Genomic DNA, 12,476 nt, shown 5'->3' with positions numbered 1-12,476 from the left:
CCCGGGGCAGTCCCCGGTCAAGTAATAGCTCCGTGTAGCAGCGGCGACCGATCATGCGGGAAGCCGTCACGCGTCAAGTGGAGCCGATGTGTCACGCATCAAGTGAAGCCCGACATCGCCGGCAGCCGGTTCTTCCTGCGCCGGTTGAAGGTTGACACCGCGGCCTCGGTTGACGTTCGACACCTGGTCAGCCCGGGTGCCCCAACTGACCTGATGACTCGTCGGAACACAGGTGCCCACTGGCATGCCGCTCTGCGCCTGGTGCAGGACGGCTAGGACCGCGAGCAGCGGCACCATCTCCACCGGCGCGTCGACAAGCCGCCCAAACATGGGGCTGTATTCGTAGACCGGCATCAGCGCCGTCTCATCGGGGTGGTGAGGGCGCCGGCTGCCGGGCACGCGTGTGGGCGGGATCATCTGGCGGATCGGCTTTCGCCGCTGCCGGCGGCCACTGCGCTTGCGATTACCCACCGATCCTCCCGACGGGAACACCCGCACCGCCGTCCCGTCGATGCTGACACGTCGACAGCCGGACAGGACAGCCACAGACTCCACCCCACGAGCTGGAATCTGGACCGGAAGCCGCTCGTGCGACTACTCGCATCGCGGTGGCTGTCTGCGGTGCCGACCGCCTCGCCGCTGTCTGGTGGCCTCCCAGGGACGCCGGGTAGGTTCAGCTGTCCAGCACTTTCACTTTCATCGATTGGGGATGCCGGCTACGTGTCGCAGGTCGAAAAGATCATCGGAGAGCTCCGCGCGTTGATGACCGGGGTCGAACGTGCGCAGGGGTTGGCAGCCGCTGCTGACAGTCAGGCGCAGGAGGTGGCGTTGCGGGCGGCGGGTGCGGGCTTCGTCGCCGTGGCGGCGGGTGTGGCGCGGGTGCGCAACGCGATCGCGGGCATCCAGGGCGGCCTGGGAAGTCTCGCCGGGTCGATCGGGGAGGCGACGAAGGCCACTGCGGCGGTGCCGAACGGGGCCACTGCGCAGGAGACGATCGCCGGGCTGGCGCCGGTGCAGAGCGCCGTGGACGCCGCTCGTGACGCGGCGGCCGGGGCCATCACCGGAGTCGGCGAGGCGCAGCAACTCGTTGCCATTGTCCTACAGGGCGGGCAACCCGGGCCGCTGTTGCAGGCATTGGAGGCCATCAAGCAGGTCTTGGTGCTGGTCGTTCAGCGCACCGGCGGGGCCCGGCAGGCCGTCGAAGGGGCGATCGCGCAGGCCCGGCAGTTGGGCTCGTCGGGAAACTGACGGGGGCTGGCGGTCATCCACCGGCCAGCCCCGCCCCTGCTACCACCGGCGGCCCATCCCCGACGACCCCCACCCTGGGCGGAACTGTCTCCACGGACACTGACGCGGCAATCCCGTGGACCAGGCGTCCCACCGGCGTCGCCGGCGGGTCGCCTACCGGACGTCGAACCCGGATCTCCGCGAACGAGAAGCCACGGGAGCGGCGTGCCCTGGAGTTGGAGAACGAGTGTGCCGACAGGGTCGCCGGCAAGGGGTACTGGGTTCACCAGAACCCCACGAGGCAGGAGGTCGCGGACGCTCGACTCGAAACCGGGGATTCTGGGAGACCGGAAAAGGCACCCGATTTCCTCATCGAGGGGCATGTCTTCGACTGCTACGCGCCCACTGCTCCTGTGCCGGCCCGCGCCGTCTGGAGCGCGGTGTCCAGGAAGGTTGACACGGGGCAGACCCAACGCGTGATGTTGAACCTCCACGATTGGCGGGGAGACCGCGCCGCCCTGCACAAGCAGTTCCACGACTGGCCCATCACAGGGCTGAAGGAACTGGCGGCGGTAACGCGCGACGGTGCGATCATTCAGATCATCGGGCGAGACTGATGAAGGGGTGCAGATGGCTGTCGAGTACCGGCTGACGCTGGCGGGCGACATCCCGCTGGAGCAGGTGGCGGAGCTGGCTGCTCCCGGAGCGGTCGAGACGTCGACGGCGTCCGGCGGCAGGATGCTCAGCGCCGAACTGAACGACGAGCACGGGTACGTCGTGGACATCACCGGCGGCCGGCACGGCTACTACAGCGCCGAGGACGACGGTGGCGCTCTGTGGCAGTGGGAGCCGGAGGCCTACGTCGACGTCAGCTTCTACATGCGCAAGGACAACCTGGTCGACAAGGGCAAGCCCCACATGCTGGCGACCGTGGCCAGAATCCTCACCGGCAGGGCCGAGGACGCGGCCCTGACCCTCAACGGCGACGTGCTGATGCTGACGCGCGTCGCGGGCACCATCGAGAAGCACAACACCGACGGGTGGTACGACGAAGATTACGACAGGATCCTTCGCCTCTGAGACCAGCAGCGGCCTAGCGGTCTGACGAGGTTGGTCCCCAGTCTTCGGCACGGGTGAGGCCGAGGGCTGACAGCGCGTCGGCCACCGCCGTCCGGTGTTCGGCCTCCACGCCGGTGGGCAGTGTCGGCGCACTGTCGGTGATGGTGACTGGGTATGACGTCAGTGGGGCGGTGCCGGAGTGGGCGACGGTCAGCTCACCTTCGCCTCGCCCCGTGGTGAGGTCGAGGTGGGTCAGGTGCAGGGCGTAGGACGGCAGCTGGGTGGTGGCGTAGCCGTCGAACGGCGAGCGGGCGGCGATCGTGCCGTCGAGGCACCACCATGGTGCCGGCGGTCGTCCCTGCCAGTGGTGGTCGGCGAACAGCTCGTGCCGCACCGACCGGTACTGCCAGGCCAGCACGACCGCGCGCCGCACGCGGGCGTCCAGACTGCCCAGCCCTTCCGCCCGGTCAGTGGCGGCCAGCAGCGCGGCGAGCCGCTGGCGTACCCAGGGGGCCAGGACCTGCTGCAGCCGGTGCGGCCAGGCCTGCTCGGCGGCCTCGGCGGGCGAAGCGCAGCGCCGAGGCCAGCCGGGCCAGGCGGTCATCGACGTCGGGCCAGTGTTCACGGGTGCGGCCGGTGTAGTCGGGCAGCGCTGTGGCGTGACGACGGGCGACGTACTCGACGGTGGCGCGCAGCGCCCCGCTGGCGGCCAGGTCGACATCCTGCCGGTTGTCGCACCACGACCAGTCGCTCTGATGTCTCAGCATTTCCCGCGCGTAGGGGTCGCGCAGAAGCTCTTCGCCGTGGTCGCCGTGTGGGGGACGGGTGGCCGCATCGACCACCCCGGCGGCGAACAGCAACGCTTCGGCGTACCTTGTCGGCGCCGACGACACATCCACCTGCCTCACCCCCCTTGCGGTGACACGATGCCACAACCATGCGACTCACCAGGTCCGCTCCAGACGGCGTTCGCGCTCAGCGGAGGAGATACGGCCCTACTCTCCTCTACGTGATGGAACTACCCCTGGACTCCGCGTTCGCGATCTTCGACGCCCAGGACTCGGGGTGCGTCTCCTACGGCGTTGAGGCGTCCGGACGTCGCTGGTTCGTCAAGACAGCCACCACCGCGTGGAGCCGCCGTTCCTTGCTGCGGGCCGCCCGGTTCCACGCCGCGGTCCGGCACCCGGCGATCGTGCGCCCCGAGCACGTCCTCGACGGGCCGACGCTGGTCTACCCGTGGCATGACGGCAGCGTGCTGAACCACGCCACCACCCACGGCTCGGACCGCAGCGCCCTGCACCGTTTCCAGCAACTACCCCTGCGCGACGTCGAAGCGGCCATCGACACCATCCTCGACGCGCACCTGGCCGTCACCGCGACCGGCTACGTCGCGGTCGACCTCTACGACGGCTGCTTCCTCTACGACTTCCACGCCCGTCGACTACGCCTGATCGACCTCGACGAGTACCGTCCCGGCCCGTTCACCCTGGACACCGACCGCCTCCCCGGATCCCGCCGTTACATGGCCCCCGAAGAATTCGTCCGCGGTGCCGTCATCGACCAGCGCACCACCGTTTACACCCTGGGCCGCACCATCCACCACCTCCTCGACTCCCCACACGGCTGGCGCGGCTCCCGCAACCAACAACAGGTAGCCGTACGCGCCACCACCACGACACCCGCCGACCGATACCCCGACGTGGTAGCACTCGCCGCAGCCTGGCGCACCACCCTGCCGAACCCGTAACGCGCCGGAACCCGTCGCAAACCCCGTGAGCTGACAGGTCCCTGACCCAGGGTGGCATCGCACGGGGGAACGGCTGTAGGACCTGATCCAGCGCAGTCCGTGGCTGATCCGGGCGCTGAGCGTCGTGCGGGACTCATGCCGAACGCTGGCCCTGCATCCGCGTCTTGGCCTGAGCCAGCCCTCGAAGCCCGGGAGGGATGCCGTTGACGCGCGCTCCTGCCGGCCGGTGGCTCCCGGGCCGGGGGAGCGGGCGGCACAACATGATCTTGGCTGATGTGCGCGGTGTGTGCTCTCCAGCGGATGCCAACCCCGGTCAACCGGTGCCAGCGCGGGTCACCGTGGCCGACCGCCGGTCGCAAACCGGGGTTCGTGTGCTCCGGGTGTGGTCCTGGGCTGGGAGAACGGGGGTGCGGGTGACGTGGGTGAACGTGGGCCACTCCCTGCCACCCCAGGTGAACCCCCAGGTCGCTAGACTAGGCCCTCGCGCCCTCGTAGCTCAGGGGATAGAGCATCGGTTTCCTAAACCGTGTGTCGCAGGTTCGAATCCTGCCGGGGGCACCAGGTCAGCGCCTTGATCACCGATCATGGCTCGCCCTTGTCGGGACTTCCGGGCCCGAGTTCGCCCGACCCTCCTCGTCCACGCGAGCGGCCAACTGCGCATCCCCGGAATCGATCGCCGGCGCCGAGAACTGCGTGAGGTAGGTACGAGCGCGCCACCCGTCCACGCCGTAGCGGACCGCAACCACCGCCGTGACGAGCCCGATGAGGAATTGGGGCAGCACGACGATCGACAGGGGCGATTCGGGTACTCGCCCCACCAGCACGACACCCACGACGGCGACCAGCGGCGCGAGGATGGCCGGGAGCACGATCGCCGGCAGTCCCTCGGCTCGGGCACGCGCCGCGGTGAGGATCGAGTCGCGTTCGTTCGGCCAGGGGGCTCGCAACCCGCGGATCGTGTTCTCCCATCGGCGCAGGTTGACGTCTTCCACACCGCGCACCGGAGGTCGTGTCCACAACGTAGGCACGCCGAACCTGGCGAAGTGCTGGGCCCTGGCCGCCACTGCTCGAGCCGTGATGCCCACCAGGCCGACCATGCCGAGCCCGTACACCAGAGGTCCGAGGATCCGGCCGATGTCGTCCGGTCGGCGAAGGAGAAACGCTCCGGCGGCCGAAACGGCCACCGCGGACAGGGCCATGGCTATCGGGCCGACGGGCGCCCAACGGGGTTCGCTGCCACGACCGGTCGGAACAGCGGGTTCCTGGGAACTCACCACCCACGCTCCTCGCGTCACCGACTCTGTCGTCTTGTGCCCGAGCGGCCGGTGTGGCAAACGGAGCCATGGTTCGGCGTGCGACGGCGGAACCCCCGCCGAGATTGTCGCCAGAGACCGATTGTCGCTAAAGCTTGATCCAGTACCGCCGTGCGGTGCCGGGCTCGGTGTCCCGGACGTCCTCGAGGACACCGCCGTGGTGCTCGATCGTCTTCGCCGAGCCGATGTTGTCCACCTCGCAGGTGATCAGCACCCGGTCCAGGCCGAGCGCCCGTGCGTCGCCGAGCATCCGGCCCGGCGCCCAGGTGGCCAGCCCACGCCGGCGCGCGGACGGCCGGATGCCGTACCCGACATGGCCGCCGACCCGCAGCAGGAAGTCGTTGAGTTCATGCCGCAGGGCGATCCCGCCCAGCACCCGCTCGCTGTCGACGATCCACCGGTACGTGCCCGGCATCCTGCGCCTTCGCCGGCTCCGACTCGGCAGCCAGTCGGGCCACCCGGGCCGCGAACCCGCTGGGCGAGTCCACCTCGTCGGACGGCAGCAGCCCGAAACCGTCCTCGTGGACGCCGGGACCCCACTCGTCGTGCGCCTCGAGCCAGGGGGGCGTGCAGGCGGACAGTGGGCGCGATCAGCTCGGGTATGCGGCGACGGTATCGGTTCACCCAGCGCACTGGCCCTCGGCGGCAGCGGGGCCGGCCCGCCGATCCGGACCGACCCCCGCAGCACCGGTCAGACGGTCGCCGCGTACAGCCGCAACCCGGCCGGCCAACCGCCCTCACCGGCCACCGCGTCCCGGACGCCCTCCCAGCCGGACCCGTGCGCGTCGAGCTGGTCGTGCACCAGGTCGACCCGGGTGCCGGTCTCGGTGGGGGTGAAGGTGACGGTGACCCGGCTGCCGGTCGCGTCCGGCGGCGGGACCTTCCAGTCGGGGCCGATCAGCCAGGCGAAGGCGAAGGTGCGCGGCGGATCCCAGGTGAGGACCGTGCCCCAGACGCAGACCTCGCCGGCGTCGTTCTCCTCCCAGAGTCGTCCGCCGACGTGCGGGTCGACGCCGACCTGCTTGAGTTCGCCGGACAGCAGGTGGTGCGAGCGTTCCCACCAGCGGTTCATGCCGGCGGTGAAGACGGTGAAGGCGTGCTCGGGCGGGGCGGCGACCTCGACGCTGGTGCGTACGACGGTGAGCTCGGTGGTTGTCACGGTGTCTCCTCGGGCGGTTGCTCCACGGCCTGCGCGAACGCGGCCAGGGCGTGGTTCCAGAACTGGTCGAAGTAGCCGCGTACGGCGGCCAGACCGTGCGGGTCGAGCGCGTAGACGCGGCGGGTGCCCACAGCGGTGGACGAGACGAGTCGGGCTTCCTTGAGGACCTTGAGGTGTTGCGAGACCGCGGGACGGCTGACCGGCAGCTCGGCCGCGATCTCGGCGACGGAACGAGGGCCGGCGGCGAGCAGTTCGAAGACGGACCGCCGGGTCGCGTCGCCCAGGGCGTCCAACATCCGCCCTTGGTAAGTGGCCACGAACGGTAAGTCTAGGCTTTCCGATACCCCTGTCAAGGGCCGTCCCCTCTGGCGCGATCGGGCACGGCGGGGTAGAAACAAGCTCATTCCCACCCACGTCAGCCCGGATGCCGGTCGCGTCGTCGAGAGAGCGCTCTCACAACCCCGGTCGGCAGCCCACACCGACAGGTAGGTCGATGACACCCCACCTCCAACCGTCCCGCCGGCAGCTCCTCACCCTCGCCGCCGCGACCGCCGCCGCGGCCGGACTCGCCCCCGCCGCCGCCTCCGCCGCTCCCGCACGCCACCACGAGGACGAGCCCGACTTCGGCCCGAACGTCTTCGTCTACGACCCGAGCACCCCGGCCGCCGAGATCCAGTCCACCGTGGACCGGCTCTTCACCCGGCAGGAGCACAACGAGATGGGCACCGACCGGTACGCGGTGCTCTTCAAGCCCGGCCGCTACGAGGTGAACGCCCGGCTGGGCTACTACACGACCGTGGCCGGCCTGGGCGAGCACCCGGACGACGTGGAGATCCACGGCGCGGTACGCGTCGTCGGCCAGCCCGACCCGAACTCCCCGGCCGGCATCTCCGCGCTGACCAACTTCTGGCGCTCGGCGGAGAACCTCGCCATCACCCCCACCGACTGGTCGAACCAGTGGGCCGTCTCCCAGGCGTCGCCGATGCGCCGGGTGCACGTCAAGGGCATCCTCTGGCTGGAACCCGGCAACGGCGGCTACTCCAGTGGCGGTTTCATCGCCGACTCCAAGGTGGACGGGATCACCATCAACGGCTCCCAGCAGCAGTGGCTGACCCGCGACAGCGAACTGGGCGGCGACTGGACCAACGGGGTCTGGAACCAGGTCTTCTCCGGCGTACTCGGGGCGCCCGCCCAGGGCTTTCCGAACCCGCCGTACACCACGCTGCCGACCAGTCCGGTGACCCGGGAGAAGCCGTACCTGTTCGTGGACGCCGCCGGCCGCTGGCGGGTCGCCGTGCCGGGGCTGCGCCGCGACACCGCCGGCACCAGTTGGGCGGCCGGCGGCGGGACGACCCGCTCGCTGCCGCTGGGCGATTTCTTCATCGCCCGCCCGAGCCACGACGCGCAGCGGATCAACCGGGAGCTGGCGCGCGGCCGGCACCTGCTGCTCACCCCGGGCGTCTACCGCCTGGACCGCGCGCTGCGGGTGATCCACCCGGGCACCGTGGTGCTCGGCCTCGGCATGCCGAGCCTCGCCCCGACCGGCGGCGACGCCGCGCTGCGGGTCGCCGACGTCGACGGCGTCCGCATCGCCGGCATCCTGGTCGACGCCGGCGAGGCGGAGTCGGACGTGCTGGTCCAGATCGGCCACCGGCACTCCCGCCGTGACCACGCCGACGACCCGATCTCGGTGCAGGACGTCTTCTTCCGCATCGGCGGGCCCTGGGTCGGGCGCGCGCGGACCAGCCTGGTGGTGGAGAGCCACCACACGCTGATCGACAACGTCTGGGCCTGGCGCGGCGACCACGGCAACGGCATCGGCTGGACGGCCAACACCGCCGACACCGGCGTGATCGTCAACGGCGACGACGTGACCGCGTACGGGCTCTTCGTGGAGCACTACCAGCGCTACCAGACCATCTGGAACGGCGAGCGCGGCCGGACGATCTTCTACCAGAGCGAGCTGCCCTACGACCCGCCGAGCCAGGCCGCCTGGACCAGCCCCACCGGCCGGGGCTGGGCGTCCTACAAGGTCGGTGACCGGGTACGCGAGCACGAGGCCTGGGGGCTGGGCGTCTACTCCTACTTCAATCAGGGCGTGGACATCCGCTGCGACCGGGCGATCGAGGCGCCGCGCCGGCCCGGGGTCCGCTTCCACGACATGGTGACCGTCTTCCTCGACGGCAGCGGCGGCATCGAGAAGACCGTCAACGAGGTCGGCACCCCGGTCGTCGGCAGCTACGGCACCAGCCCGGTGATCAGTTACCCGTGAGCACGGTGCGCGGGCGACCGCGCGGCGGTGACCGCCCGTCCCCGCGCCCGGGGGCGGGCGGTCGTGTAACACGATCCGTTCCGAAAGCGCTGCGCCGTCTCGCTGGGCGGCGTGGCGCGTGCCCGGCATAGGCTCCGAAGTGCACTGAGGATCGCAGGTCATGGCCGGGCGGACGCGATCGAGGGGGCGAGTCCGCCCGGGGCCGGGGTGCTCGGTGTTCCACGATCCGCGTCAGCAGTCGGAGGACCCTTTGCGTCGTACCGCTCTCTTCGCCACACTCGCCGCCGGCGCGCTCGCCGCGGCGCTGGCCGGCGCCCACCCGGCGTCGGCAATCAACACCTACAACGCCCAGCCCGCGCCCGAGCGCACCGAGGTGGGCGCGCTGGTCGTGCAGTGGGACCACGACGGCGACGCGGCCACCCCCGACGTCGTCGACTGGTACTGCACCGGCACCATGGTCGACCGGAACACGTTCCTCACCGCCGGCCACTGCACCACCGACTGGGCGCCCGGGGTGCGGTTCTACGTCTCGCTGGCCCAGAACGTGCAGGCCGAGCTGGACGCCGCCAAGGCCGCGGGGCTGAGCTCGGCCGCCGTCGCCGCGCGGGTCGGCGTCGAAGGCACCGAGCACACCAGCCCCGACTACCCGGGCAACTCGGCCGACTCGCACGACATCGCCGTGATCGAGTTCGACGCCACCGGGGCCGCCGCGCTGGCGAGCCGGTGGCCGTTCACGCCGGCAACGCTGCCCGGCGCCGGGCAGCTCGACGCCCTCGGCGCCCGCGCGCTCGACGCGGCCCGCTGGGAGGTCATGGGGTACGGCACCGAGGAGGCCCTGCGCGGCCCCGGCGGCCACACCCACCGGGGCGGCGGCGTCCGGATGAAGGCGGTCGTCGGCTTCGACGCGCTCAACAAGACCTGGGTACGCCTGGCGATGAACGAGTCCCGGGCTTACGGCGGCGCCTGCTACGGCGACTCCGGCGGCCCGAACTTCGTCACCGTCGACGGGCGGCGGATCCTCGCCGCCACCACCATCACCGGTGACAGCCCCTGCTACGCCACCAACGTGTCGTACCGGCTGGACACGCCGAGCGCACGGGGCTTCCTCGGCGACTTCGTCGAGCTGCCCTGACCCGACGCGCGGACGGCGGACGGCGGCCGGCGGGGGACCATCCCGCCGGCCGCCGCTCGTCGCCCGCCGGTCAGCCGGCGAGCTGGTCCACCCGGGCGATCACCTGGTCGATCAGGCCGTAGTCGCGGGCCTGCTCGGCGGTGAACCAGCGGTCCCGGTCCCAGTCGCGCTGGATCTCCTCCAGCGTCCGACCACTGTGCTGGGCGATCAACTCCTGCATGGTCCGCTTCACGTGCAGCATGTTCTCCGCCTGGATGGTGATGTCGGCGGCGGTGCCACCCATCCCGCCGGAAGGCTGGTGCATCATGATCCGCGAGTGCGGAAGCGCGAACCGCTTGCCCGCCGCGCCGGCGCAGAGCAGGAACTGCCCCATCGACCCGGCGAAGCCGAGCGCCAGCGTGGCCACGTCGTTCTGCACGTAGCGCATGGTGTCGTAGACGGCCATCCCCGCGCTCACCGAGCCGCCCGGCGAGTTGATGTAGAGGAAGATGTCCCGCTCGCTGTCCTCGGCGGCGAGCAGCAGGATCTGCGCGCAGATCTGGTTCGCGGTGTCGTCGGTGACCTCGGTGCCGAGGAAGACGATCCGCTCCCGCAGCAGCCGCTCGAACACGTGGTCTCCGAAGGTCGGCTGACCGCCGTCCAGCATGCGCACGTCGTACCCGATCATCGCGACCACCCTCCAGGCTGGCGCCGGCGGGCGAGGAGCACCGCCCGGGAACCGGCGTCTCCAGCCTGCGCCCGGCGCCGGTCGCGGCCCCAGGATTTCTGCCGCCGGCAGATCCGCCGACGGCAGAACCCAGGCCGGCCTACACCGCGGTCAGCCGCCGCCGGCCCGTCCGGGCCCGGCGGCGGGCCAGCATCCTGGAGGTACGCGGACCGGGGCGCCCGGCCGGCGCGGAGGCGATCAGCCGGACCCGCAGCCCCGCCCCGCCGACGGTCGACCCGACGGGCGACGCCGGACCGCCGACGTGCAGGATCGGCCCGCCCAGCCGCAGCACCGGCCCGGCCGGGTGCCTGAAGGTCGGGGCGGCCGACACCGGCGGCGTCGCCCCGGCGGGCTGGAAGCCGATCCGGACAGTCGGGCCGGTCTCGCCGCGGGCCGCCGGCACCCGGTCCAGCCGGGACAGGGCGGCCCGGGGCGCGGCGGGGATCCGCCGTTCGACCCGGCGCAGGTCGTCACGGGCCTCTTCGAGCAGGTCGGACAGGTTGATGCCGAGGGCGCGGCAGATCGCGGCGAGCACCTCGGAGGAGGCTTCCTTGCGGCCCCGCTCCACCTCGGAGAGATAGGGCAGCGACACCCCGGCCGCCTCGGCGACCTCGCGCAGCGTCCGGCCCTGGCGCAGCCGTAGCCGGCGCAGCACCCCACCGATCACCCGGCGCAGCAACGACATGCGGGCCTCCTCGCGGTCGGCGTCGGCGGAACTTCCCCCATCATGCCCGTCGTCGTGCCCGCCCACCCGCCCGGTCGGCCACCCCGGCGTGCGGATGCCGGCCCAACCGCTATGTTGTGGGCGTGCAGGCGATCCGGGGGAAGCAGGACCGACGGTGATCCATTTCCCGGCGCAGCGGCGCGGTCCGCTGAGCGCGTTGAGCCTGCGGCTGGCCGCCGCTCTGGGCCTGGTGCTGCTGACCGTCGCGGTGGTCTTCCTCGACCGGGACGGCTACCGCGACGTCGACGAGAACGGGCTGACCCTGCTCGACAGCGCCTACTACGCGGTGGTCACCCTCTCCACGACCGGGTACGGCGACATCACCCCGTTCTCGCAGTCGGCCCGGCTGGTCAACGTCCTGTTCATCACCCCCGCCCGGGTGCTCTTCCTGATCATCCTGGTCGGCACCACCCTGGAAGTCCTGACCGAGCAGTACCGGACCGGCCGTCGGCTGGGGCGGTGGAGGAGAACCGTGAAGGACCACGTCATCATCTGCGGCTACGGCACCAAGGGTCGCAGCGCGGTCTCCGCCCTGCTGGAGAACGGCCTGGACAAGTCCCGGATCGTGGTGGTGGAGCGCAGCGGCACCGCGCTGCGGCAGGCGACCTCCGCCGGCCTGGTCGCCATCGAGGGTTCCGCCACCCGCTCGTCGGTGCTGGAGGAGGCGCACGTCCGCAACGCCAAGGCGGTGATCATCGCGACCGACAGCGACGACGCCTCGGTGCTGGTGGCGCTCACCGCGCGGCAGCTCACCGCCGGCCAGGTCCGGATCATCGCGGCGGTCCGCGAGGCGGAGAACGCCCCGCTGCTGCGCCAGAGCGGCGCGCACCACGTGATCGTCTCCTCGGCCACCGCCGGCCGGCTGCTGGGGCTCTCCACCTCGGCGCCGCCGCTGATCGACGTGGTGGAGGACCTGCTCACCCCCGGCCAGGGCATGGCGCTGGCGATGCGCTCCGCCGAGCGGCACGAGGTCGGCAAGTCGCCGCGCGAGCTGGAGTCCCTGGTCATCGCGCTGGTCCGCCGGGGCAAGGTGGTCACCCTCGCGGACCGGGCCGGTGCGGTGATCGAGACCGGCGACATGCTCGTCCACGTCCGCGACGACCGCCCCCAGACCAGCGCCACCCACCCCTGACCCCC

General features: G+C 71.4%; 15 protein-coding genes and 1 tRNA gene. 8 read left to right on the top strand and 8 right to left on the bottom strand.

Features of this window, described 5'->3' with window-relative positions; all coding sequences use genetic code 11:
* Nucleotides 1-66: 66 nt before the first annotated feature.
* The gene (locus tag GA0074696_RS32170) at nt 67-546 is read right to left on the bottom strand and encodes a hypothetical protein (protein WP_231925195.1); all 480 of its coding nucleotides are present in this window, start codon (nt 544-546) and stop codon (nt 67-69) included.
* A 174-nt stretch (nt 547-720) separates the two neighbouring features.
* Here GA0074696_RS32170 and GA0074696_RS29760 point away from each other — a divergent pair, with 174 nt between their 5' ends.
* The 3 genes from GA0074696_RS29760 to GA0074696_RS29750 all read left to right on the top strand — a co-directional run bounded on the left by GA0074696_RS29760 (nt 721) and on the right by GA0074696_RS29750 (nt 2,307).
* On the top strand, nt 721-1,248 hold the full coding sequence (locus GA0074696_RS29760; RefSeq protein ID WP_088964151.1) for a DUF6244 family protein: 528 nt from the start codon (nt 721-723) through the stop codon (nt 1,246-1,248).
* A 209-nt stretch (nt 1,249-1,457) separates the two neighbouring features.
* Nucleotides 1,458-1,844: a CdiA C-terminal domain-containing protein gene (locus tag GA0074696_RS29755; RefSeq protein WP_231925508.1), complete on the top strand. Its 387-nt coding sequence runs from the start codon at nt 1,458-1,460 to the stop codon at nt 1,842-1,844.
* A gap of 13 nt (nt 1,845-1,857) precedes the next feature.
* A complete protein-coding gene (locus tag GA0074696_RS29750) occupies nt 1,858-2,307 on the top strand; it encodes a SitI3 family protein (RefSeq protein WP_088964894.1) in 450 nt (149 codons plus the stop codon).
* Nucleotides 2,308-2,320: 13 nt separating this feature from the next.
* Here GA0074696_RS29750 and GA0074696_RS29745 read toward each other — a convergent pair whose 3' ends face one another.
* Nucleotides 2,321-2,911 carry a hypothetical protein gene (locus GA0074696_RS29745; protein ID WP_157746141.1) on the bottom strand — a complete coding sequence of 197 codons (591 nt, stop codon included), beginning with the start codon at nt 2,909-2,911 and terminating at the stop codon, nt 2,321-2,323.
* A 387-nt stretch (nt 2,912-3,298) separates the two neighbouring features.
* On the opposite strand from GA0074696_RS29745, the gene GA0074696_RS29740 reads away from it, so the two are divergent.
* A complete protein-coding gene (locus tag GA0074696_RS29740; RefSeq protein ID WP_088964148.1) occupies nt 3,299-4,033 on the top strand; it encodes a serine/threonine-protein kinase in 735 nt (244 codons plus the stop codon).
* A 485-nt stretch (nt 4,034-4,518) separates the two neighbouring features.
* A tRNA-Arg gene (locus GA0074696_RS29735) sits at nt 4,519-4,594 on the top strand.
* Nucleotides 4,595-4,608: 14 nt separating this feature from the next.
* Here GA0074696_RS29735 and GA0074696_RS29730 read toward each other — a convergent pair.
* From GA0074696_RS29730 to GA0074696_RS29715, 4 genes are all read right to left on the bottom strand, one after another.
* Nucleotides 4,609-5,310: a hypothetical protein gene (locus GA0074696_RS29730; RefSeq protein WP_157746140.1), complete on the bottom strand. Its 702-nt coding sequence runs from the start codon at nt 5,308-5,310 to the stop codon at nt 4,609-4,611.
* Between the two features lie 124 nt (nt 5,311-5,434).
* Complete coding sequence (locus GA0074696_RS32165) at nt 5,435-5,761, bottom strand: GNAT family N-acetyltransferase (protein ID WP_231925194.1); 327 nt, start codon at nt 5,759-5,761, stop codon at nt 5,435-5,437.
* A gap of 276 nt (nt 5,762-6,037) precedes the next feature.
* On the bottom strand, nt 6,038-6,505 hold the full coding sequence (locus GA0074696_RS29720) for an SRPBCC family protein (RefSeq protein ID WP_088964146.1): 468 nt from the start codon (nt 6,503-6,505) through the stop codon (nt 6,038-6,040).
* Nucleotides 6,502-6,822, bottom strand: a complete 321-nt coding sequence (locus GA0074696_RS29715; protein ID WP_088964145.1) for an ArsR/SmtB family transcription factor — start codon at nt 6,820-6,822, stop codon at nt 6,502-6,504. Before GA0074696_RS29715 ends, GA0074696_RS29720 begins: the two co-directional genes overlap by 4 nt.
* 176 nt (nt 6,823-6,998) lie before the next feature.
* On the opposite strand from GA0074696_RS29715, the gene GA0074696_RS29710 reads away from it, so the two are divergent.
* Nucleotides 6,999-8,777 carry an adenylyl cyclase gene (locus tag GA0074696_RS29710; RefSeq protein WP_088964144.1) on the top strand — a complete coding sequence of 593 codons (1,779 nt, stop codon included), beginning with the start codon at nt 6,999-7,001 and terminating at the stop codon, nt 8,775-8,777.
* A gap of 250 nt (nt 8,778-9,027) precedes the next feature.
* Nucleotides 9,028-9,909, top strand: coding sequence for a trypsin-like serine protease (locus GA0074696_RS29705; protein ID WP_197700793.1), 882 nt, complete (start codon nt 9,028-9,030; stop codon nt 9,907-9,909).
* Nucleotides 9,910-9,979: 70 nt separating this feature from the next.
* Here the strand turns inward: GA0074696_RS29705 and GA0074696_RS29700 are convergent, their stop codons facing one another.
* Entirely contained in the window at nt 9,980-10,576 is a 597-nt protein-coding gene (locus GA0074696_RS29700) for an ATP-dependent Clp protease proteolytic subunit (protein WP_088964893.1), read from the bottom strand.
* Between the two features lie 139 nt (nt 10,577-10,715).
* Nucleotides 10,716-11,300, bottom strand: coding sequence for a helix-turn-helix domain-containing protein (locus GA0074696_RS29695; RefSeq protein WP_088964142.1), 585 nt, complete (start codon nt 11,298-11,300; stop codon nt 10,716-10,718).
* Nucleotides 11,301-11,454: 154 nt separating this feature from the next.
* Between GA0074696_RS29695 and GA0074696_RS29690 the strand changes: the two genes are divergently transcribed.
* Nucleotides 11,455-12,471: a potassium channel family protein gene (locus GA0074696_RS29690; protein WP_088964141.1), complete on the top strand. Its 1,017-nt coding sequence runs from the start codon at nt 11,455-11,457 to the stop codon at nt 12,469-12,471.
* Nucleotides 12,472-12,476 lie beyond the last annotated feature (5 nt).

Source organism: Micromonospora purpureochromogenes (assembly GCF_900091515.1).
GTDB classification, from domain to species: domain Bacteria; phylum Actinomycetota; class Actinomycetes; order Mycobacteriales; family Micromonosporaceae; genus Micromonospora; species Micromonospora purpureochromogenes.
The sequence above is the reverse complement of the archived record's forward strand: the minus strand, read 5'-3'. Positions and strand labels throughout refer to the sequence as shown.

Bases quoted from the DNA above. Each gene is read 5' to 3' on its own strand.
- GA0074696_RS32165 (WP_231925194.1), bottom strand. From the start codon at position 5,761: ATGCCGGGCACGTACCGGTGGATCGTCGACAGCGAGCGGGTGCTGGGC.
- GA0074696_RS29740 (WP_088964148.1), top strand. From the start codon at position 3,299: ATGGAACTACCCCTGGACTCCGCGTTCGCGATCTTCGACGCCCAGGAC.
- GA0074696_RS29710 (WP_088964144.1), top strand. From the start codon at position 6,999: ATGACACCCCACCTCCAACCGTCCCGCCGGCAGCTCCTCACCCTCGCC.
- GA0074696_RS29695 (WP_088964142.1), bottom strand. From the start codon at position 11,300: ATGTCGTTGCTGCGCCGGGTGATCGGTGGGGTGCTGCGCCGGCTACGG.
- GA0074696_RS29700 (WP_088964893.1), bottom strand. From the start codon at position 10,576: ATGATCGGGTACGACGTGCGCATGCTGGACGGCGGTCAGCCGACCTTC.
- GA0074696_RS29750 (WP_088964894.1), top strand. From the start codon at position 1,858: ATGGCTGTCGAGTACCGGCTGACGCTGGCGGGCGACATCCCGCTGGAG.